Source organism: Bradyrhizobium sp. Ghvi (assembly GCF_900115265.1).
In the GTDB taxonomy this organism is placed as follows: Bacteria; Pseudomonadota; Alphaproteobacteria; order Rhizobiales; family Xanthobacteraceae; genus Bradyrhizobium.
This window is the reverse complement of record NZ_FOVU01000017.1, coordinates 64,079-84,444: the sequence shown is the minus strand read 5'-3', so window position 1 is coordinate 84,444 and position 20,366 is coordinate 64,079. Positions and strand designations below refer to the sequence as shown.

20 protein-coding genes are annotated in these 20,366 nt (G+C 63.7%); 15 read left to right on the top strand and 5 right to left on the bottom strand.

Annotated features, from left to right (window positions below; genetic code table 11):
• The 5 genes from BM374_RS34605 to BM374_RS34580 form a co-directional block, all read left to right on the top strand.
• Positions 1-443, top strand: a 443-nt coding sequence (locus BM374_RS34605; protein ID WP_143270320.1) for a cupin domain-containing protein, incomplete at its 5' end; no start/stop codon positions are given.
• Between the two features lie 181 nt (positions 444-624).
• The gene (locus BM374_RS34600) at positions 625-1,629 is read left to right on the top strand and encodes a Gfo/Idh/MocA family protein (protein WP_092303044.1); all 1,005 of its coding nucleotides are present in this window, start codon (positions 625-627) and stop codon (positions 1,627-1,629) included.
• 46 nt (positions 1,630-1,675) lie between these two features.
• Positions 1,676-2,827: a DegT/DnrJ/EryC1/StrS family aminotransferase gene (locus BM374_RS34595; protein ID WP_177248746.1), complete on the top strand. Its 1,152-nt coding sequence runs from the start codon at positions 1,676-1,678 to the stop codon at positions 2,825-2,827.
• A 264-nt stretch (positions 2,828-3,091) separates the two neighbouring features.
• Positions 3,092-4,618 carry a murein biosynthesis integral membrane protein MurJ gene (murJ, locus tag BM374_RS34585; protein WP_092303038.1) on the top strand — a complete coding sequence of 509 codons (1,527 nt, stop codon included), beginning with the start codon at positions 3,092-3,094 and terminating at the stop codon, positions 4,616-4,618.
• Positions 4,619-4,744: 126 nt separating this feature from the next.
• Entirely contained in the window at positions 4,745-5,200 is a 456-nt protein-coding gene (locus BM374_RS34580; protein WP_092303036.1) for a DoxX family protein, read from the top strand.
• A gap of 211 nt (positions 5,201-5,411) precedes the next feature.
• Here BM374_RS34580 and BM374_RS39000 read toward each other — a convergent pair whose 3' ends face one another.
• Positions 5,412-5,561, bottom strand: coding sequence for a hypothetical protein (locus tag BM374_RS39000; protein WP_177248745.1), 150 nt, complete (start codon positions 5,559-5,561; stop codon positions 5,412-5,414).
• 446 nt (positions 5,562-6,007) lie between these two features.
• Here BM374_RS39000 and BM374_RS34575 point away from each other — a divergent pair, with 446 nt between their 5' ends.
• From BM374_RS34575 to BM374_RS34550, 5 genes are all read left to right on the top strand, one after another.
• Positions 6,008-6,442 carry a c-type cytochrome gene (locus BM374_RS34575; RefSeq protein WP_244552801.1) on the top strand — a complete coding sequence of 145 codons (435 nt, stop codon included), beginning with the start codon at positions 6,008-6,010 and terminating at the stop codon, positions 6,440-6,442.
• 315 nt (positions 6,443-6,757) lie between these two features.
• Positions 6,758-7,141: a DUF1127 domain-containing protein gene (locus tag BM374_RS34570; protein WP_092303034.1), complete on the top strand. Its 384-nt coding sequence runs from the start codon at positions 6,758-6,760 to the stop codon at positions 7,139-7,141.
• A gap of 316 nt (positions 7,142-7,457) precedes the next feature.
• Positions 7,458-9,767, top strand: coding sequence for a xanthine dehydrogenase family protein molybdopterin-binding subunit (locus tag BM374_RS34565; protein ID WP_092303031.1), 2,310 nt, complete (start codon positions 7,458-7,460; stop codon positions 9,765-9,767).
• 96 nt (positions 9,768-9,863) lie between these two features.
• Complete coding sequence (locus BM374_RS34560) at positions 9,864-10,313, top strand: cytochrome c (RefSeq protein ID WP_092303029.1); 450 nt, start codon at positions 9,864-9,866, stop codon at positions 10,311-10,313.
• A gap of 287 nt (positions 10,314-10,600) precedes the next feature.
• Positions 10,601-11,884 carry a cystathionine gamma-synthase family protein gene (locus BM374_RS34550; protein ID WP_092303025.1) on the top strand — a complete coding sequence of 428 codons (1,284 nt, stop codon included), beginning with the start codon at positions 10,601-10,603 and terminating at the stop codon, positions 11,882-11,884.
• Positions 11,885-11,954: 70 nt separating this feature from the next.
• On the opposite strand, the gene BM374_RS34545 is transcribed toward BM374_RS34550, so the two are convergent.
• Positions 11,955-12,374, bottom strand: coding sequence for a CHRD domain-containing protein (locus BM374_RS34545; RefSeq protein WP_092303023.1), 420 nt, complete (start codon positions 12,372-12,374; stop codon positions 11,955-11,957).
• Positions 12,375-12,529: 155 nt separating this feature from the next.
• On the opposite strand from BM374_RS34545, the gene BM374_RS34540 reads away from it, so the two are divergent.
• The gene (locus BM374_RS34540) at positions 12,530-13,456 is read left to right on the top strand and encodes a c-type cytochrome (RefSeq protein ID WP_092303021.1); all 927 of its coding nucleotides are present in this window, start codon (positions 12,530-12,532) and stop codon (positions 13,454-13,456) included.
• A gap of 27 nt (positions 13,457-13,483) precedes the next feature.
• Here BM374_RS34540 and BM374_RS34535 read toward each other — a convergent pair whose 3' ends face one another.
• Entirely contained in the window at positions 13,484-13,729 is a 246-nt protein-coding gene (locus tag BM374_RS34535; protein ID WP_018317369.1) for an Lrp/AsnC ligand binding domain-containing protein, read from the bottom strand.
• Positions 13,730-13,812: 83 nt separating this feature from the next.
• On the bottom strand, positions 13,813-13,959 hold the full coding sequence (locus tag BM374_RS38995; RefSeq protein ID WP_177248744.1) for a hypothetical protein: 147 nt from the start codon (positions 13,957-13,959) through the stop codon (positions 13,813-13,815).
• A 226-nt stretch (positions 13,960-14,185) separates the two neighbouring features.
• Between BM374_RS38995 and thiD the strand changes: the two genes are divergently transcribed.
• From thiD to BM374_RS34515, 4 genes are all read left to right on the top strand, one after another.
• Positions 14,186-14,986, top strand: a complete 801-nt coding sequence (gene thiD, locus BM374_RS34530; RefSeq protein ID WP_092303019.1) for a bifunctional hydroxymethylpyrimidine kinase/phosphomethylpyrimidine kinase — start codon at positions 14,186-14,188, stop codon at positions 14,984-14,986.
• A 321-nt stretch (positions 14,987-15,307) separates the two neighbouring features.
• Positions 15,308-16,120 (top strand): UDP-2,3-diacylglucosamine diphosphatase, encoded by an 813-nt coding sequence (locus tag BM374_RS34525; protein WP_092303016.1) that lies wholly within the window; start codon positions 15,308-15,310, stop codon positions 16,118-16,120.
• Positions 16,120-17,163 carry a glycosyltransferase family 4 protein gene (locus BM374_RS34520; RefSeq protein WP_092303014.1) on the top strand — a complete coding sequence of 348 codons (1,044 nt, stop codon included), beginning with the start codon at positions 16,120-16,122 and terminating at the stop codon, positions 17,161-17,163. The genes BM374_RS34525 and BM374_RS34520 overlap by 1 nt, the downstream gene beginning before the upstream one ends.
• Before the next feature lie 65 nt (positions 17,164-17,228).
• Positions 17,229-18,212 carry a threonine/serine dehydratase family protein gene (locus BM374_RS34515; RefSeq protein ID WP_092303012.1) on the top strand — a complete coding sequence of 328 codons (984 nt, stop codon included), beginning with the start codon at positions 17,229-17,231 and terminating at the stop codon, positions 18,210-18,212.
• A 174-nt stretch (positions 18,213-18,386) separates the two neighbouring features.
• On the opposite strand, the gene BM374_RS34510 is transcribed toward BM374_RS34515, so the two are convergent.
• Positions 18,387-20,126, bottom strand: a complete 1,740-nt coding sequence (locus tag BM374_RS34510; RefSeq protein WP_177248743.1) for a caspase family protein — start codon at positions 20,124-20,126, stop codon at positions 18,387-18,389.
• Positions 20,127-20,366 lie beyond the last annotated feature (240 nt).

Below are 20,366 nucleotides of genomic sequence, written 5' to 3'. Positions count from 1 at the left end.
CGACCGCCGATGCGGTGCTGGTCTCGCGGCAGAAGGATGCCAATGGGCTGAAGCGTCTCGTCACGAAACTGAAGGCGGTCGCGCCGAAGGTCACCGAGGAGCACCTGAAGGTGCATCGCCCCTGGGGCAGCTACCAATCGGTCGACAACGGCGAGCGCCACCAGGTCAAGCGCATCGTGGTGAAGCCGGGCGGCCGGCTGTCGCTGCAGAAGCACCATCATCGCGCCGAGCACTGGATCGTGGTCCGCGGCGCAGCCCGCGTCACCGTCAACGAGACCGTGAAGACCGTGCACGAGAACGAGTCCATCTATATTCCGATGGGCGCGGTGCACCGGATGGAGAACCCCGGTAAAATCATGCTGGAACTGATCGAGGTCCAGACCGGCTCCTATCTCGGGGAAGACGACATCATCCGGATTGAAGACGACTATCAAAGGTCGTAACCAGCCAACTCCGAATCACGCGATCCGGGCCAAAAGGTGCTCCTTTTTGGCGCTAAGGCCCGGGGAACGTGTAATTTTTTGAATCAAATCGTGTCCGGTCAATCAGGCCGGCATTCGCCACATCTGTGGCGACCGTGCTAGAAGCGGCCCGGGGATTTGCGTTGAATCGGGGTTCGATCAGATGAGTTCCAAGGGATCACAACCGGTCAAGGCCGGCTTGCGCGTCGGCGTCATCGGCGCGGGCGTGATGGGCAGCAACCACGCGCGCGTGCTGGGCGGTCTGCCCGGCGTGAGCCTGGTCGGCGTGGTCGATCCGTCGCCGGCGCATCGGACGCGCGCCACCGAGCTCGCCGGCTGCAACAGCTTCGAGACGCTCGAGCAGCTCTTTGCCGAGGGTGTCGATGCCGTCACGGTGGCGGCGCCGACCCACCTGCATCACGAGGTGGCACTCGCCTGCATCGCCAAGAACATCCACGTGCTGGTCGAGAAGCCGATCGCCTCGACGGTCGACGAGGGCCGCGAGATCGTCGCCGCCGCGCAGAAGGCCGGCGTCACGTTGATGATCGGTCATGTCGAGCGCTTCAATCCGGCCGTCGCCGCCGTCAAGCAGGCAATCGCGGGCGAGGACATTCTCTCCATTGCGATCACGCGTGTCGGGCCGTTCCCGCCGCGCATGTCCAATGTCGGCGTCGTCATCGACCTCGCCGTGCACGACATCGACCTGATCCGCTGGTTCACCGAATCCGACATCGTCGAGGTGCAGCCGCAACTGTCGAGCGCAGTCGCGGAGCGCGAGGACATCGCGCTGCTTCAATTCCGCACCGCCAGCGGCGTGCTCGCGCATATCAACACCAACTGGCTGACGCCGTTCAAGGCGCGCAGCGTCACAGTGGCGACCCGAGGCAAATACGTGATGGGCGATTTGCTCACGCGCCAGGTCACCGAATGCTTCGGCTTCAAGCCCGACGGCAGCTACTCGATGCGGCATCTGCCTGTCGGCCATGACGAGCCGCTCCGTGCCGAGCTGATCGCCTTTCTCAAGGCGGTGCGCAACGGCGAGACGCCGGCGGTCACCGGCGATGAAGGCGTCGCAAGCCTCGAGATCGCGACACAGTGTCTCGAGACGCCGTCACGGCCCGCAGCTACCTCGCCCGCCCGCAAGGGCCCGCGCCGCGTCGCCGGCTAAAACCCTTTTCATGTCGACCATTCGCGAAAGCGCCAAGAATCAGGCCATGAACCAGCATCTGCGGTCCGAACCCATTCCCTTCATCGATGTCGCCTCGCAGCGCGTCCGTCTCGGGGCCTCGCTCGACGCCGCCGTCAAGCGGGTGATGGACCATTGCCAGTTCGTCAACGGCCCTGAGGTTTTCGAGCTTGAAAAGCAGCTCGCGGCCTATTGCGGCGCCAAGCACGTCATCGCCTGTGCCAGCGGCACCGATGCGCTTCTGATGGTGCTGATGGCGAAAAATGTCGGGCCCGGCGATGCCGTGCTGTGTCCCTCCTTCACCTTCATCGCGACCGCCTCGCCTGCGGCGCGGATGGGCGCGATGCCTGTTTATGTCGATGTCGACGAAGCGACTTTCAACATGAGCCCGGAGTCGCTCAAGCGCGGCATCGCGAGCGCGCGCAAGGCCGGCTTGAGGCCGGTCGCGGTCATTCCGGTTGATCTGTTCGGGCAGCCTGCCGACCACGATGCCATCGCCGAGATCGCCAAGGCCGAAGGCCTGTTCGTGATCGACGACGCTGCGCAAGGTTTCGGCGCAAGCTACAAGGGCCGCAAGCTCGGCACTTTCGGCCTCGCCACCACGACCAGCTTCTTCCCTGCAAAACCGCTCGGCTGCTTCGGCGATGGTGGCGCGATCTTCACCGATGATGACGCACTCGCGGCGACGCTGCGCAGCATCCGCGTGCACGGGCAGGGCGTCGACAAATACGACAACGTCCGCCTCGGCCTGACCGGCCGGCTCGACACCATGCAGGCCGCGATCCTGATCGAGAAGCTGAAGATCTTTGACGACGAGATCGTCGCCCGCAATAGGGTGGCCGAGCGCTACGCGCGGGGTCTTTCCAACGTGGTCACGGTGCCGCGCCTCAGCCCCGGCAATACCTCGGTCTGGGCGCAGTACACGATCCGCCTTCCTGATGGCACCGATCGCGACGGCTTTGCTGCCGCGCTGAAAGCCCAGGGCGTGCCGACCGCGGTCTATTACGGCAAGTCGATGCACCAGCAGTCGGCCTACAAGCAGTATCCGGTCGCAGACGGCGGCCTGCCTGCTTGCGAGAGGCTGTCGCAGGACGTCATCAGCCTGCCGATGCACGCCTATCTGACCGAAGTCGATCAAGAACGAATCATCGCGGCCGTGCGCGGCGCGATTGCGGGCTGATTTTCTACCCTCTCCCCTTGTGGGCCCTTGTGGGAGAGGGTGGCTCGCCGCGCTAGCGGCGAGACGGGTGAGGGGTCTCTCTCCGCTTTTTCGATGCGGAGAGAGACCCCTCACCCGATCGAGCTTGTATCTACCTGCGGCGCTGCCCTCTCCCACAAGGGGAGAGAGCGCAGCAATGTGCACCGCGGCCGAGTGCCTCTCTTTTTTAATCACGTCAAACTGCAAAGCCTTATCGTTAGGCCGATAAGTCTCTAAAACAGGCGCATGCTCGGACGCATTTTCACGGTCGGTGGTTACACGCTGCTCTCGCGGCTAACAGGATTTGCCCGCGACATCATGCTCGCCGCCATCCTCGGCGCCGGTCCCGTGGCCGACGCTTTTTTCGTGGCGCTGCGGCTGCCCAATCATTTTCGCGCGATCTTTGCCGAAGGCGCCTTCAACGCCGCCTGGGTGCCGGCCTACGCCCATGTCCATGGCGAGAAGGGGCAGGGGGCCGCGCACCTGTTCGCCGATCGCATCTTCACGCTGCTCCTGGCCTCGCAGGTGGTGCTGCTGATCGTCGCCTGGCTGTTCATGCCGCAGGCCATGAGCTTGCTTGCGCCCGGCTTTTCCGAGGATGCCGAGCAGCGCAGGCTCGCGATCGAGCTGACCCGGATCACGTTTCCCTATCTGTTGTTGATCACGCTGGTGACGCTCTATGGCGGCATGCTGAACGTGATGCAGCGCTTTGCCAGCGCCGCGGCCGCGTCGATCTTCCTCAATGTCGCGATGATGATGACGCTGGCGCTGGCCGCCTGGTTCCCGACTGCGGGTCACGCCGCGGCCTGGGGCGTGCTGATCTCCGGCTTCATGCAATATTTCCTGCTCGCCGGCGATCTCGCGCGCCATGGCGGCCTCCCGCGTTTTGCGCCGCTCAAGCTCGACGAAGACGTTCGCGGCTTCTTCAAGGCGCTGGGGCCGGCGACACTCGGCTCGATGGGCACGCAGGTCGCGCTGTTCGCCGACACCATCATCGCCACCTTCCTGCCAGCCGGAGCACTGTCGGCGCTCTATTATGCCGACCGCCTCAATCAACTTCCGATCGGCGTGATCGGCATCGCCATCGGCACGGTGCTGCTGCCGGAGATGTCGAAACGGATCACGGCCAACGACCATGACGGCGCAATGAAGGCGCAGCGCCGTGCCTTCGACTTCACGCTTCTGTTCTCGGTGCCCTTTGTAGCAGCCTTCCTCACCGTTCCCGATGAGATCATGCGCGCCCTGTTCGCGCGTGGCGCGTTTTCCAAGGCCGATGCGGTCGCCGCCGGCGGCACGCTTGCGGCCTATGCCATCGGCCTGATCCCTTTCGTGCTGATTCGCAGCGCGGTCGCGACCTTCTACGCGCGCAAGGACACCGCGACGCCGGTCCGCGCCTCGTTGACCGGCATTGCCGTCAACGTCGCCCTAAAGGTGGCTTTGATGGGATCGCTGGCCCAGATCGGCCTGGCGCTCGCGACCGCCGTCGGCGTCTGGACCAATCTGCTGCTGGTGCTGTTCTTCGCGGTGCGGCGTGGCTTTCTCGTGCTGGATCGCGCCTGGCTGTTGTCGCTCGCCAAATTCTTGCTGACCGGGGTCATTCTTGCCGTCGCTTTCCGGCTGATCGCACGCTTCAGCGGCTCTGCGTTGGGCACGATGCGCTTCCACGACGAGGTGACGCTGGGGCTATTGGCCGGCGGAGGCACGATTGTCTATGCGTTCGTGATGCTGGTGCTGTTTGGCCGCAGCTGGCTGGTCTCGCTGGTGCGCGGCTAACTCCGAGGCGTCAAACGTTTACAGCGCGCCATGCCCCGCCCAGGGCCTTCATGCGGGGCGGCGATCGTGATATGATCGCAACATTCAGGTGCCGTCCTCGAGCAAAAACGCGATGAGGTAGCGACCATGGCATTCCGCTCTTCCAAGCTCACATCTCGGATCGACGCGTTTGCCACCGGCAGTGCCGACCTGCTGATCCTGATCGGCCGCATCATGCTTGCATGGGTCTTCGTCGGAAGCGCTTACGGAGCACTCACTAATTTCAGTGGTTCAGTCGGCTATTTTCGCTCGCTGAACGTTCCAGTGCCGCAGCTGTTCACGATCATCACAGTCACGCTGGAAATACTGATGTCGGCTGGTTTGATACTCGGCATCGGTACGCGCTACAGCGCGATTTTGGTTTTTCTATTTGTATTGTCGGCTACGGCAATCGCGCATCGTTACTGGGAATATCCCGCCGGTCCGCAACAGATTGGGCAGTACAACAATTTCTTGAAGAACATCTCGATATTGGGAGGCGCTCTGCTGATCCTGGTCACCGGAGGGGGCCGGTTCTCCCTCGATCGGAGGCTTGTGGACTAGCAGCGTCATTCTTTATCAGTCTCTCTTGGCGCGCTGGTCGATCAATTTCCTGAACGATCAGAAGCCGAGGCGCAAGCATCGTGGCTCCCTCGCAAGACCGAGAGCGTGCCGCGCGCACGATGTGCGCGCGTTGGTTCGTTTCATCCTTGCACCATCAAGGCGACGCTCAGCCCTGCCAGTTTGGCAGCCGCCAAGCCGCCTCTTAAGGCAATTACTTCGCCCTAAGCCTGAATGTAAATTCGAGCAGATGGCTGAAGAGGCTTGAGAGAGGCTTCAGGCGCTGGGCGGCGATCCCGAAAAGAAGCATCAGCCACGTCGCCAGTGCGGCACACCACAATAGGCTTTCCAGTGTTTCGGGCATGGAAATACCCTTTCAAACAAGTACTCGAAATGCGAGCAGTCTTGCTGAACGAGACCCGTATGGCAAGTCCTCCAATAAGTGGAAAGATGCCGAAATGCACGGAAGGGCATCCCTCGCTGCGGATGCTGTTCTTCGCTGTACGGTTGCGGCTCGTGCTGGATCGCACCTAGCTGAGGTCGCTCGCCAGATTCCTGCTGACCGGATCTCCTTCCACCTGCTTTCTGGCTGATCGCACGCTTCAGCGGCTCTGCGCTGGAGATGACGCTGGTGTTGTTCGCTGTCGGACACGTTCATCGCAATCCTTCGGAGCCCCTGCCAGCATCTGCCGGACTCCGCGTAGGCCGAGCCGGAAGCTGGTCTTGATATGGGTCAAACCGTCTGCAGGCGAAGCGGCTAGGAGTGGGGTCTTACGAGCCGGGTTGGAGCGCGAGATGATAAAATGTGGTGTGACATGTTTGATCATTGCCGGCGTTGCCGCCGGTTTCGCCGCCGCGGCCCAAGCTGAAGACCTCGACATTGGCAAATCAGAATTTCAGTCGTCGTGCGCGAGTTGCCATGGCACGGATGCGAGAGGCAACGGGCCGGTTGGCGGCCAGCTGAAAACACCGCCTCCCGATTTGACGATGCTGGCCAAGAACAACAACGGCGTGTTTCCCACGGACGCCGTTTATCAAACCATAGATGGACTGAAAACAATTCCCGCTCACGGCACGCGTGAAATGCCGATTTGGGGAGAACGATTCAACCCCATCGTCAAATTGCCCCACTATGTCGATCCGTCTTATTGGAAGCTCGCCGGCCCGGAGCAAAACCCTGATATCGTCGTGCGAAAACGCATCCTCTCTGTTGTCGATTATCTCAGCCGAATTCAGCAAAAATAGCAGCCGACAAGCGTCGAGATGGTTGCCCATCGCGCTTGAGGCCTGCACATCGCGCTTTAACGAAGGCTCGCCTCAAAGGTGTAGGCGACCGTCGCACAGCTCTTGATTTTGCACAGCCGCCGTGGTATTGCCGTCCGCATGAATAAATGCTCGCGCAAAGTCAACTTCAACCACATGACCCGCTTCGGCTGGGCCGTGGAAGGAGTCGTGCGCTAGCAATTCGACGACGACACCTTTTCCACCAGGCCCCGCCGGCATCGGACGGGGCCTTTTGTTTGGCCACGCTCCCTGCCGGCACAACAGCAGGAGCATGCGATGCCACCACAACCAACGGATATCTCACCCGGAATTGAGGGCGAGGCTGCAAGGCGTGGCCTCACTCTCTCGATCGTGCAGGCAAAGGGCGCGATCGACCAGGCTTTGGCGGAGCGCCTCAAGGCGTCCGCTGCAGCGCTGGACGAGGATGCTGCCGGAGCAAATGCGGCGTCGACGCGAAGCCTCCTCGGTTTGCTCAAGCAAGCCTGGCTTGCGTTTTTGGAGCGGCGCCAGGGCCCACAGCTCACCCTGCAGGACCTGAGTGACAGGGAGCTGATGGACATCGGCCTGACGCGCGGCGAGGTCGACTACCTCTCGCCTCAACGCGCCATCGATGATCTAAAAGACAGCACGCGATATCTCTGGAACCGTGGCGGGATGTGAATGATCAACCGTGAGACGTGGAGATTGGCTCTGAGAACAAGCGCCGCGCGGTGCGGCCGCTTGTTCGCAGGCCTGCGCTGCCGCGCTCATTTGGCGACTAGATCATATGTCGGCCAGCTGGCCGCGACCGAGCGCGAAGGCGCTCTGTCGAACTCACAGGGAAATGACCGAACTGCGGCCGTTTCGTCGGATCCCGCTCTGAGGCGCGAGCCACGAGGCAATTTTTCGCGGGCATGGCCCGCCTAAAGCCGTTTGCCTTGCCAGTTTTTCCACGGCAATATGCCGGCAAAACAACCATGAGAAACGGGAAGATAGAATGGCGGCTCCCATCAAGTTCGGCGTTGGCCAAAGCGTGCTTCGCAAGGAGGACGACGCGCTGATCCGCGGCAAGGGCCGCTATACCGACGATTATGCGCCGCAGGCCGCATTGCGCTGCCTGGTGCTGCGCTCGCCGCATGCCCATGCCAAATACACCATCGACGCCAGCCGCGCCCGCACCCTTCCCGGTGTCGCGCTGATCCTGACGGCCGACGACGTCAAGGATCTCGGCAATCTGCCGTGCCTGTTCAACCTCGAGACCGATCCGTTCACCGGCCCGCCTTACCCGATCCTGGCCAAGGACGAGGTGCGGCATGTCGGCGATGCCGTCGCGTTCGTGGTCGCCGAGACCATCGACCGGGCCCGCGATGCGATCGAGGCTATCGACGTCAAATGGAGCCCGCTGCCGGCGGTGACCGGCGTCGTCAATGCCGTCAAGAAGGGCGCGCCGCAGGTCTGGCCGGACAAGTCAGGCAACGTGCTGTTCGACGTCTCGATCGGCGACAAGAAAGCAACGGAAGCCGCCTTTGCCAAGGCGCATGCGGTCGCCGAAATCTCAATCGTCAATCCGCGCGTGGTCGCGAGCTTCATGGAGACGCGGGCGGCGGTCTGCGAATACGATGCCAAGAACGATCATTTGACGCTGACGGTCGGCAGCCAGGGCAGCCATCGCCTGCGCGACATCCTCTGCCAGAACGTGCTCAACATCCCCACCGACAAGATGCGGGTGATCTGTCCCGACGTCGGCGGCGGTTTCGGCACGAAGCTGTTTCCGTATCGGGAATACGCCCTGATGGCGGTCGCGGCGCGCAAGCTGAAGAAGGCGGTGAAGTGGGCGGCGGATCGCTCCGAGCATTTCATGGGCGATGCGCAGGGCCGCGACAACGTCACCACCGCGAAGATGGCGCTCGCCGAGGACGGCAAGTTCCTCGCGATGGATTGCGACCTGATGGGCGACATGGGCGCGTATCTGTCGACGTTCGGACCCTATATCCCGCATGGCGGCGCCGGCATGCTGCCGGGCCTTTATGACATCCAGGCCTTCCACTGCCGGGTGCGCACCATCTTCACCCACAGCGTGCCCGTCGATGCCTATCGCGGCGCGGGGCGGCCCGAGGCGGCCTATGTCATCGAGCGCCTCGTCGATGCCTGCGCGCGAAAACTCGACATGACGCCGGACGCGATCCGCCGCAAGAACTTCATTCCGCCGAAGGCGCTGCCCTACAAGACCGCCACCGGCAAGGTCTACGATTCCGGCGACTTCGCCGCGCATCTCAAGCGCGCCATGGAGATTGCCGAGTGGAAGGAATTTCCAAAGCGCGCCAAGGCGGCGAAGAAGCAGGGGCTGATCCGGGGCATCGGCCTTGCGAGCTATGTCGAGATCTGCGGCGTGATGGGCGAGGAGACCGCCAATGTGCGGCTCGATCCCAACGGCGACGTCACCGTCCTGATCGGCACGCAGTCGAGCGGACAGGGCCACCAGACCGCTTATGCGCAGATCGTCGCCGAGCAGTTCGGCGTTGCGCCGGAGCGCGTGCACGTCCGGCAGGGCGACACCGCGGAGATCGCCACGGGCCTCGGCACCGGCGGCTCGGCCTCGATCCCGTCGGGCGGCGTCAGTGTCGAACGCGCCACGCGTGAGCTCGGCCAGAAGCTCAAGGAGATCGCGGCGCAAGCGCTGGAAGCCAGCGCCGGCGATCTCGAGATCACCGACGGCGTCATCCGCATCGCGGGTACCGACCGTTCGATCTCGTTCGCCGATCTCGCCAAGCGGCCCGGCGTCGATCCATCGAAGCTCAACGGCAGCGCGACCTTCGCCAGCGCCGACGGCACCTATCCCAACGGCACGCATCTGGCGGAAGTCGAGATCGATCCGGCCACCGGCATCATCAAAATCGTCAACTACGTGATCGTCGACGATTTCGGCAAGACGCTCAATCCGCTGCTGCTGGAAGGCCAGGTGCATGGCGGCGCCATGCAGGGCATCGGCCAGGCCTTGATGGAGCAGGTGGTCTATGGCGCGACCGACGGCCAGCTCATCACCGCCACCTACATGGACTACGCGCTGCCGCGCGCGGCCGATGGTCCGTCCTTCGTGTTCGAGACCCACAACGTTCCCTGTACGACCAATCCGATGGGAGTAAAGGGCGCGGGCGAGGCAGGCGCGATCGGCTCCTGTCCGGCCGTCGTCAACGCCATCGTCGATGCGCTCTGGCGCGAATACAAGATCGACCACATCGACATGCCGGCAACGCCGGAGCGGGTGTGGATCGCGATCAACGAGCACCATCGCCGCCACAGCCTGTAGGGCGTGGCGCCTGCGGCGGGAATAATCGCCCGCCGCCGGGTTCTATCCAAGAACGATCTTCCCCCAAACTGTCTTGCGAGCCGGAGATACAGGCCGATGAAACGTATGTTGATTGTCGCCGGCACTCTTGTGCTGGGTGCGGGCGCCGTGATGGCGCAGCAGGAGGTTGCCGTCCAGCAGGACAATCTAATGCGCTCGCAGGCCAAGAGCCTCTACACGGTCATCCTGAAGATGACGAAGGGCGACATCCCCTACAACCAGAAGGCCGTCGACGAGGCCATCGCTCATCTGGAGGCGGACGTCGCCAAGATTGCCAAGACCTTCGAGGTCAATCCCAAGCAGGACGTGGTCAACGCGACCTATGGCGCCTCGCCGAAAGTCTGGCAGAACAAGGCCGATTTCGATTCCAAGATCCCGCCGGTGCAGAAGGCGATCGCCGACGTCAAAGGCAAGATCCACGATGTCGCGAGCCTGAAGGCCGCCTATACCGCGATCAACGATCGCTGTACCGATTGCCACGAGACGTATCGGCTGAAGCTGAAGTAAGGCGGCGCGGTGCTGCCTCAAGCATAGCTACGCACTCCGTGTCATCGCCCGGCTTGACCGGGCGATCCAGTACGCCGAGACGGATGCGATTGAACCGATGGGCTGCGGCGTACTGGATTCCCCGCTTTCGCGGGGAATGACAGCGGTGGGTGCGGCAATTTCTCCTCACATGGCCTGACGGATCGCAGCCGGAAGGACTATGTTGCTCGCACCGCCGCGGCGTTGATGCCTCACGCCGTCAAGAGTTCCGACGCGTGGCGGCGACTCAGGCAATAGCGAGACAGGCCATGGCAAAACCGTTCCCGTCGAAGACCCATATCGGCAACCATATGCTGCATCCGGAAACGCTGATGCTGACCTATGGCTATGACCCGCAGCTGTCGGAAGGGGCCATCAAGCCGCCGGTGTTCCTGACCTCGACCTTCGTGTTCAAGACGGCCGAGGACGGGCAGGACTTCTTCGATTACGTTGCCGGCCGGCGCGAGCCGCCGGAAGGCATGGGGGCTGGGCTCGTCTATTCGCGCTTCAACCATCCCAACAGCGAGATCGTCGAGGACAGGCTCGCGATCTACGAGCGCACCGAGAGCTGCGCGCTGTTCTCCTCCGGCATGGCGGCGATCTCGACGACCATTCTTGCCTTCGTGCGTCCCGGCGACGTCATCCTGCACTCTCAGCCGCTCTATGGCGGCACGGAGACGCTGCTGACGAACACGCTGTCGCGCTTCTCGATCGGAGCGGTCGGCTTTGCCGACGGCGTCGACGAAGCGACGGTCAACCAGGCCGCCGAGGAGGCGATGCGCAAGGGCCGCGTCTCGATGATCCTGGTGGAGACGCCGGCCAACCCGACCAACGGCCTCGTCGACATCGCGCTGATGCGCCGCGTTGCCGACAGCATCGGCAAGGTCCAGGGACACACGCCGATCATCGCCTGCGACAATACGCTGCTCGGCCCGGTTTTTCAGCGGCCGATCGAGCACGGCGCCGACATCTCGCTGTACTCGCTGACCAAATATGTCGGCGGTCACTCCGACCTGATCGCCGGCGCCGCGCTCGGCACCAGGGCGGTCATGAAGGGCATCAAGGCGCTGCGCGGCGCCATCGGCACCCAGCTCGATCCGCATTCCTGCTGGATGATCAATCGCTCGCTCGAGACGTTGAGCCTGCGCATGGAGAAGGCCAACAGCAACGCGCGGCTCGTTGCGGACTTCCTGCGCGATCACGCCAAGGTGGCGAAGGTGCACTATCTCGGTCATCACGAGGAGGCCTCGCCCTCGGGACGCGTGTTCGCGCGGCAATGCCTGGGGGCGGGGTCGACGTTCTCGTTCGACATCGTCGGCGGCCAGGCGGCGGCGGAGAAATTCCTCAATGCGTTGCAGATCTTCAAGCTCGCGGTCAGCCTCGGCGGAACGGAATCGCTGGCAAGCCTGCCCGCGACGATGACCCATTCCGGCGTTCCCGCCGAGATCCGCCGCAAGATCGGCGTGCTCGATTGCACCATCCGCCTGTCGATCGGCATCGAGAATCCGTCGGATCTGATCGCCGATCTCGAGCAGGCGTTGAACGCGGCCTGAACGTTCTCCATTCCGGAATCGAAAAGGCCGGACGCTTGGGTCCGGCCTTCGTGAAAAGTCGCAGTGAAACTTACTTCGTCACCTGGCCGCGGATTTCGCCGCCCGGATTGGCCGCGGTGTGAATGTTGACATAGAGCTTGCCGGCGAGGAGATCGGAGGCCTGCGCGTCGGTCAGCGTCGCGCTGCCTTCGACCGGGCTGTTGGCGATGCCTGGGATCGGGACCATTACGCCAGCATTCTTGCCGGCCTCGGCCGGGCCGTGGAAATGGGCCGCAGTCGCGGGGCCGGAGAGGCCGGAATAAGTCACCTTCCAGGAGAGCTTCTTCGTCGCGGCGTCATAGTCGATATCGGCCTTGCCGGTGCCGCTGCTGGTGGTGGCGGGGACTTCTGACTTGCCGTCCAGCGTCGCCTTCAGTTTCTCCGCGTTGGCCGGGGCTGCGAACGCGACGGCGGCTCCGAGCGCCAGCGTGGCAAAAAGCGCTTTGTTCATGAGTCTCTCCCTGTTGACGCCTGATTGCAGTCAAACTTGCAAACAGTACGGTTCCGACTTTATTCCCGGATTCCAATCACACCATCTAAATTATTTGTGGCTGGAGCGGCTGCGGGATCATCCGTAAATACGCCAGAGTTCGAATGGGATATTCAATGCTGCGACAAACAATTCTTGCTGCCCTGATTGCTGCTGTCGCAGCCTTTGGCGTCTATTGGTGGCTGACCGCGCCGACCGCGCTGGCCTTGCCGGCGCCAACGCGCGGGCCGGATCTTGCCAATGGACAGGAGCTGTTCAACGCCGGCGGCTGTTCGTCCTGCCATGCCGTGCCCAACCAGCCCGATCGCCTGAAGCTCGGAGGAGGCCTCGCGCTCGGCTCGCCGTTCGGCACATTCTATGCGCCGAACATTTCGCCTGATCCGACCGACGGCATCGGCCGTTGGAGCGAGGCCGAGTTCGTCAACGCGGTGATGCACGGCATTTCGCCTGAGGGCACGCACTACTTCCCGGCGTTTCCCTACACCTCCTACCATATCGCCAAAGTCGACGACGTCCGCGATCTCTTCGCCTATTTGAAGACGCTGCCGCCGGTGTCGGGGCGGGTTCGCGATCACGACCTGCCGTTTCCATTCAACATACGCCGCAATGTCGGCATCTGGAAATTGCTGTTCATGGATGTCAGGCCGTTCGTGCCGGCTGCAGCACATTCACCGCAATGGAATCGTGGTGCCTATCTGGTGAATGGCTTCGGCCATTGCGCCGAGTGCCACAGCCCGCGCAATCTTCTCGGAGGCATCATCGCCTCGCAGCGCTTCGCCGGCGGCCCCAATCCGGAAGGCGAAGGCTGGGTACCCAACATCACCCAGAAGGGCATCGGTGACTGGAGCGAGAAAGACATCGCCGACTTCCTGGAGACGGGCGACATGCCCGAAGGCGATAGCGCATCGGGCGCGATGCGGCCCGTGATCAAGAACCTCGCGCAGCTCAAGCCCGATGATCGCGCGGCGATGGCCGCTTATCTGAAGTCGCTGCCCCCGGTCGATGGGCCGACGCCGCCCAAGCGCAAGGAAGCTGGTGGCTAGATCACACCCGTTCCAATTGACGCGCTGCTAGCTCGCGCCGAACGCCTTGAAGGTGATGATGGTGAGCGTGTCCTGGATACCCGGCAGCACCTGCACCTTCTCGTTGACGAAGTGGCCGATGTCGGTGTCCTTGTCGACATAGAACTTCACCAGCAGATCGTATTGGCCGGCGGTGGAGTAGATCTCGGAGGCAATCTCGGCTTCGGCAAGCGCGTTGGCCACCGTGTAGGACTGGCCAAGCTTGCATTTGATCTGAACGAAGAAAGGAACCATTGCAGTCACTCCGAAGGCATCTCTTACCGGTTAATAGGCCAAAACCGGCCTGATTTAGCAAGCCGCCAGATACCAGTCCCGTCCTAGGAGGTCACGGTCGCCGCGGCAAATGCGTCCCTGAGCCGCTGGGCGAGTTCGGCCTTGCGATAGGGCTTGGTCAGGACGACCGAGTGGGCATGCGCGCGGGATGCAATCCCGAGAAGGTTGCAGGCCCGGGTGGCCCGCAACATCGCGTTGTCGGCGAACCACCCAACGATTGATCATCTGGAGGAGCGCGCCAAGACCGGGTGATGCCGAGGTCATTTTTCACCGGATGTGCACGCTCGCGGGACGATAGCCTCTTGCGACGTCCCGCCGCCTGATTCAGCGCCGGCTGCCCAGCTTGCTGGGCCGATGGGGGCGCGGTAGGACAGGCACGGCCTCAAAGCCAGGCCCCGACAACGCGGAAAACTGCCCATGACGACGCCCGTGGCGCTCACCATCGCCGGCTCCGATTCGAGCGGCGGCGCCGGCATCCAGGCCGATCTGAAGACCTTCGCCGCGCTCGGCGTCTACGGCGCGTCCGTCATCACGGCGCTGACCGCGCAGAACACCAAAGGCGTCACCGGCATTCACGCGATACCTGCCGATTTCGTCACCGCGCAGATCGATGCGGTGTTCGCCGATCTCGACGTCGGCGCGGTGAAGATCGGCATGGTGGCGCAAGCTGGCAGTATCGATGCGATCGCTGCGGCGCTGTCGCGCTGGAAGCCTCGCCATATCGTGCTTGATCCCGTGATGGTCGCAACGTCAGGCGATCGCTTGCTGGCCGCTGAAGCCGTCGAAGCGCTGCGCACGAAGCTGATGCCGCTTGCGTCGGTAATCACGCCCAATCTGCCGGAGGCGGCGGCGCTGCTGGACGAACCGGCCGCGCGAAGCGAGGCCGAGATCGAACGTCAGGGGCATCGGCTGTTGGGTCTCGGCTGCCGCGCGGTCCTGATCAAGGGCGGGCACGGTGAGGGCCGTGAGAGCATCGACTATCTCGTCAGCGCCGACAACACGATCGCGCTTGCCGCGCCGCGCGTCGCGACCCGCAACACCCACGGCACCGGCTGCTCGCTGTCCTCGGCGGTCGCGGCGGGGCTTGCCAAGGGCGAGGATCTCGCGACGGCCGTGCGCAACGCCAAGAGCTGGATCAGCGCGGCGATCGCGGCCGCCGACCGCTTCAGCGTCGGGCACGGCCACGGGCCGATCCATCACTTCCACAAGTTCTACTGACACAGGAGCGCTCAACCTCTCCCGCTTGCTTGCGGGAGAGGTCGCGCCGTAAGGCGCGGGTGAGGGTTCTCTCCTCTGCGGGGTCTTCGTCGTCGAGACACCCTCTCCCCAAGCCTCCCCCGCAAGCGGGGGAGGGAGCGCACCTATGTCGTGGTTTGCAACGGGATTCTGACATCAGCGGTCAGCGGCCCCATGTCGCCTGATTGTCGCATGCGACTGATATTCGCGGGGAGGGCGAGGCAAGGTCTGATTCGTATCTGAGGGTGCCTCGAAGGTTCAATCGTCATCCCCCTGTCACGGGACATTGTTACAGGCTGTCGCATGGGAAGTTACGATGTGAGTGACGAGAGCCCGGAGCGGCGCTTTCGCACGTTGTTCATCTCCGACGTCCATCTCGGAGCCCGCGGCTCGCAAGCCGACCTTCTGCTGGACTTCCTGCGCTACCACGATGCCGACACGATCTATCTCGTCGGCGACATCGTCGACGGCTGGGCGCTGAAATCCGGTTGGTACTGGCCGCAATCGCACAACGACCTCGTGCAGAAGCTTCTGCGCAAGGCGCGCAAGGGCGCCAAGGTCGTCTACATCCCGGGCAATCACGACGAGTTCCTGCGGAAATATTACGGCACGCATTTCGGCGGCATCGACGTCGTCGAGAACACCGTCCACACCGGCGCGGACGGCAAGCGCTATCTCGTCATCCACGGCGATATCTTCGATCTCGTGGTGCAGAACGCGCGCTGGCTCGCTCATCTCGGCGACAGGGCCTACGATTTCGCGATCCGGATGAACCGATTGGTCAACTTCTTCCGCCGCATGTTCGGCGTGCGCTACTGGTCACTATCGCAATGGGCCAAGCAGAAGGTCAAGAAGGCCGTCAACTATATCGGCGCCTTCGAGGAGGCGCTCGCGGCCGAAGCGCGCCGCCATGACGCCGACGGCGTGATTTGTGGGCACATCCACTACGCCGTGATCCGCGACGAGGCCGGTATCCGTTACATGAACTGCGGTGACTGGGTGGAAAGCTGCACCGCGATCGTGGAGCACGAGGACGGCCAGTTCGAGATCATTACCTGGGCCGATCACATGCAAAAGCCTGCGCCGGTTGCGCAAGTGGCCGCAAAGGCGGCCTGATGCGCATCCTGGTCGCGACCGACGCCTGGCATCCACAAGTCAATGGCGTGGTTCGGACGCTGACCAAGCTTGCTGACGCTGCGAGAACGCTCGACGTCGAGTTCAGATTCCTGACGCCGCAATCGTTCCGCACCTTTGCCATGCCCAGCTATCGCGACGTGCGGCTCGCGATGCCGCGCCCGGCGCGCATCGCAAAATTGATCGCGGAAGCGCAGCCCGACAGCATTCATATCGCCACGGAAGGACCGATCGGTCTGATGGTCCGCCGCTATTGCCGGCAGCGCAAGCTGCCGTTCACGACCAGCTTCCACACCCGCTTTCCCGAATATGTCCGCGCCCGGGTGCCGGTTCCGGGCTCGCTGATCTGGCGCGCGCTACGCCGCTTCCACAGCCCGAGCCGTGCCGTGATGGCGGCGACGCCGGCGCTGGCCCGCGAGCTAGGCGAGCGCGGCTTCGACAATGTGGTGCTGTGGCCGCGCGGCGTCGACACGCATCTGTTCCATCCTCGCGCCGTCGATCTCTGCCTGCCGGCCCCGGTGTTCCTCTCGGTCGGCCGTGTCGCGGTGGAGAAGAACCTCGAAGCGTTCCTCGACCTCGATCTGCCCGGCACCAAGGTGATCGTCGGCGATGGCCCGGCACGCAATGCGCTGGAGGAGGCCTATCCCGACGCGATCTTCCTGGGCGAGAAGCACGGCGAGGAGCTGGCCGATATCTATGCTGCGGCCGACGTCTTCGTGTTTCCGAGCAAGACCGACACGCTCGGCCTCGTCCTGCTTGAGGCGCTGGCGAGCGGCCTGCCGGTCGCCGCCTTTCCGGTGAAGGGGCCGCGCGATGTCATCGGCGATGCGCCGGTCGGCGCGCTGGACGAGGACCTGCGTAGCGCCTGCTTTGCCGCCATCGATATCTCGCGGCAGGCCTGCGTCGAATTCGCCGCCGCCTACACCTGGGAGGCTTCGGCGCGGGCCTTCGTGGACAGCATTTTGGCCGTCGGTGCGGTGCTGCCGGGCCGGGCCGGGACGGAACAGCCGCGGTTCGTCGCCTGAATAGAGAAAAATCCTCGCGCGGAGGTGTCTTGCCCGGTCCGCTGTGGCCGCGATAACATCGTGCCATGTCCGAACAGCCCCTTCCGATCGGCCCTGCCGATATCGACGCCGCAGCGCGCGTGCTCGCGCCCTTCGCCGTCCGTACCCCGCTGTTGTCCTTTCCCGTGCTCAACGAGCGCGTCGGCGCCAACGTCTTTCTGAAGCCGGAAATGCTTCAGCGCACCGGCTCCTTCAAGTTCCGCGGCGCCTTCAACAAGGTGTTCTCGATCCCGCAGGACAAGCGCGCCGGCGGCGTCGTGGCGTTCTCCTCCGGCAACCATGCCCAGGGCGTGGCGGCGGCGGCCAAGATCCTCGACATGCAGGCCATCATCGTGATGCCGGCCGACGCGCCGCTGTCGAAGCGCGAGCGCACCAAATCCTACGGCGCCGAAGTCGTGCTGTACGATCGCGACAAGGACGATCGCGAGGCGATCTCGCGCGGCATCGCCGAGAAGCGCGGTGCGACGCTGGTTCGGCCCTACGACGATCCGTTCGTGATCGCAGGCCAGGGCACTGCCGGCCGCGAGATTGCGGAGGACATGGCAACGCTCGGCCTTGCCCCCGACATCGTGGTGGCGCCGGCCTCCGGCGGCGGCCTGATCGCGGGCGTCGCCACGGCCGTGAAGGCGCGCTATCCGCAGGCCCAGATCGTGGTGGCGGAGCCCGAGGCGTTCGACGATCACGGCCTGTCGCTAAGCGTAGGCCATCGCGAGCCGCATCCGCCGGCGGGCCGCACCATCTGCGATGCGCTGATGGCGCTGATCCCGGGCGAGATGACCTTTGCGATCAACAGCAAGCTGCTCGCGCGCGGCGTCACTGCGTCGGACCAGGAAGTCGGCGCGGCGGTGGCCTTCGCCTATCGCGAGCTGAAGCTCGTCGTCGAGCCCGGCGGGGCGGTGGGTCTTGCCGCGCTGCTGGCGGGACGTCTCGATGTCGCCGGCAAGAACGTGGTCATCGTGCTCTCCGGCGGCAATGTCGATGCGGATCTGTTCGCCGAGCTGGTGGCTTAGGCGTCATTCCGGGGCACGCGGAGCGTGAGCCCGAAATCCATTTCCCCACCGTCTCTGCCGCACAATGGATTCCGGCCCTGCGCCTCGCGGCGCATCCCGGAATGACCAAGAACCGACATGAAGAAGGGGCAGAGCGTCGCCGCTCTGCCCCTTTGTCGCATGCGTTTGCCGCGGTCAGTGCATGAACCCGCGGTGATTGTTGCCGCCGCCCATGCTCGGAGCCTGGTTCATCGACTGGCGGAAGTTGTTGCCGCCGTTGCTGACCGCGTGATTGGTCGTGCTGAATTGCGGCCGGTTGTTCTGCTGGTTCTGCACCTGCACCTTGTTCACCGGGTTGTTGTTGAGCTTCACGCCGTTGTTGACGCGGATCGGGTTGGCCTGCGTTTGGACGACCGGCTTGGTATTGGAGGTCGAACCGCCCTTGCCGATGGTCACGGGCATGCTCACGACCTTGCCCGTCGTGCCGGCATTGGTGTTGCCCGTGGTGGGGGTCACCGGCAGCGTCGTGATCTTGCCGATGCCGCCAGTGTTCGCCGTCGTGTTGGTCGGCGCGGGCAGGGTGACGATCTTGCCAGGGGTCTGCGATGGCGTGCCATTGCCGAGCTTGCCAACGACGTTGCCGTCGACCGGTTTCTGCACGATCGGCAGGTTGGCGTTCGTCTGCATCCCACCATTGCCGTGCTGCATCAGCGGCATGTATTTGGGCTCGCCGAGATTGCCGATCTTCAGGGTCGGGGCAATGTTCTGCGGAGCCAAGAACTTCGTCGCCTGCATCAGGGGGATCAGCTTGGGCTGCGCCTCGAGCTTCAGCGCGGCTTGCGCGTAGGGGCTGCTGCCGTAGCTGTCGTAGAACGCCTTGTAGGCGATCGGCGAGTTGGCGAGCACCGCCTGGTGCCAGGCCTGCGAGATCAGGAGGTTCGCGAGCAGCCAGCGAATGTGATCGCACAGCGGGTCGTGCGGGTACATCGCGACGAACTCCTGATAGTACTCAGGCCGTCCCTCCGACAGCACGTAGTCATAGGCCTGGCGTACCGAACGGCTCGGCAGGTTGGAGGCCATCTGCACCACCGGCGCATGCACCGGCGCGCGATTGGCGGCAACAACCGTGTCGCCGAAGAAGGTGAAGTCGGAGGTGAGCGAGGAGCTCTCCCAGGGAACTTGCGCGCCGCTGGTGCTCTGGTTCACGGCGAGACGCACGCGCTTGAACAGCTGCTCGATCGGCACGTTGGGCTCGCGCGCGATGTTCAGGAAGGCCTGCGTGTAGGGGCTGTGGCCGCCCGTGCCGTCGAGGGCCTCGGCGCCCGGCGCGGTCGAATAGCCGACGATCGAGCCGTTCGGCGCATCGACGATTGCCAGACCACGGCCGGCGTCATTCAGCTTCGGGAACGGGTTGTTGCGGCAGGCATCGAGGATGACGATGCGCATCCGGCTCGGGATCGTCTCCAGCGTCGACATCACGTCGACCAGGCGGACGGAGTCGTTGACAAGTTCGGTCTGGTTCGTGACCTTTGCATCGACGGGAACGAGATAGTTCTCGCCGGCGAGCTGCACGCCGTGACCGGCGTAATAGACCATCGCCACCGTGTTCGGGCCGCGCGCGGACACCTTGGCCGAGAAATCCTGCACCACCCGCAGCATGTCGTTCTGGCCGAGGTCGGTCGCCGAGATCACTTCAAAGCCGGCCGAGTTGAGGAATTGCGCCATCGACTGCGCGTCATTGTCGGGATTCGCGAGCTGCGGCGCGTTCTGGTAGTTGGAATTGCCGATCACCAGCGCCACCCGCTGTTCCGGGCCTTGCAGCGCGGTCGGGGCGGGTTCGACAGGGGCGACTTGTGCGGAAACCGGGCCGCAGGCGAAGCCGAACAGACTTCCCAGCAGGCCAGCTGTCATCAGGACGGATTTCAGGCGGAACATGGCGTGCTCCTTTGGCACTCATCTCGATGCGAGATTGGTTGCAAGGAAGCTAGGTCGCGTTCGAGCCTGGAGTCCGTGATCGCGGTCACGATGGCGAGATGCGTGATCTAGATCACGCTCGCAATGACGATGTGAAGGCGGACGTGCTTCACACGTCGCTCTCGTGCCCCGGACGCAGCGCAGCGCTTCCCCGGCGATGCGAAGCATCGTCCGGTGCGGTGCGCTGCTGAGCCGGGGCCC

Bases quoted from the DNA above. Each gene is read 5' to 3' on its own strand.
- BM374_RS34600 (WP_092303044.1), top strand. From the start codon at position 625: ATGAGTTCCAAGGGATCACAACCGGTCAAGGCCGGCTTGCGCGTCGGC.
- BM374_RS34595 (WP_177248746.1), top strand. From the start codon at position 1,676: ATGAACCAGCATCTGCGGTCCGAACCCATTCCCTTCATCGATGTCGCC.
- murJ (WP_092303038.1), top strand. From the start codon at position 3,092: ATGCTCGGACGCATTTTCACGGTCGGTGGTTACACGCTGCTCTCGCGG.
- BM374_RS34580 (WP_092303036.1), top strand. From the start codon at position 4,745: ATGGCATTCCGCTCTTCCAAGCTCACATCTCGGATCGACGCGTTTGCC.
- BM374_RS39000 (WP_177248745.1), bottom strand. From the start codon at position 5,561: ATGCCCGAAACACTGGAAAGCCTATTGTGGTGTGCCGCACTGGCGACG.
- BM374_RS34570 (WP_092303034.1), top strand. From the start codon at position 6,758: ATGCCACCACAACCAACGGATATCTCACCCGGAATTGAGGGCGAGGCT.
- BM374_RS34565 (WP_092303031.1), top strand. From the start codon at position 7,458: ATGGCGGCTCCCATCAAGTTCGGCGTTGGCCAAAGCGTGCTTCGCAAG.
- BM374_RS34560 (WP_092303029.1), top strand. From the start codon at position 9,864: ATGAAACGTATGTTGATTGTCGCCGGCACTCTTGTGCTGGGTGCGGGC.
- BM374_RS34550 (WP_092303025.1), top strand. From the start codon at position 10,601: ATGGCAAAACCGTTCCCGTCGAAGACCCATATCGGCAACCATATGCTG.
- BM374_RS34545 (WP_092303023.1), bottom strand. From the start codon at position 12,374: ATGAACAAAGCGCTTTTTGCCACGCTGGCGCTCGGAGCCGCCGTCGCG.
- BM374_RS34540 (WP_092303021.1), top strand. From the start codon at position 12,530: ATGCTGCGACAAACAATTCTTGCTGCCCTGATTGCTGCTGTCGCAGCC.
- BM374_RS34535 (WP_018317369.1), bottom strand. From the start codon at position 13,729: ATGGTTCCTTTCTTCGTTCAGATCAAATGCAAGCTTGGCCAGTCCTAC.
- BM374_RS38995 (WP_177248744.1), bottom strand. From the start codon at position 13,959: ATGTTGCGGGCCACCCGGGCCTGCAACCTTCTCGGGATTGCATCCCGC.
- thiD (WP_092303019.1), top strand. From the start codon at position 14,186: ATGACGACGCCCGTGGCGCTCACCATCGCCGGCTCCGATTCGAGCGGC.
- BM374_RS34525 (WP_092303016.1), top strand. From the start codon at position 15,308: ATGGGAAGTTACGATGTGAGTGACGAGAGCCCGGAGCGGCGCTTTCGC.
- BM374_RS34520 (WP_092303014.1), top strand. From the start codon at position 16,120: ATGCGCATCCTGGTCGCGACCGACGCCTGGCATCCACAAGTCAATGGC.
- BM374_RS34515 (WP_092303012.1), top strand. From the start codon at position 17,229: ATGTCCGAACAGCCCCTTCCGATCGGCCCTGCCGATATCGACGCCGCA.
- BM374_RS34510 (WP_177248743.1), bottom strand. From the start codon at position 20,126: ATGTTCCGCCTGAAATCCGTCCTGATGACAGCTGGCCTGCTGGGAAGT.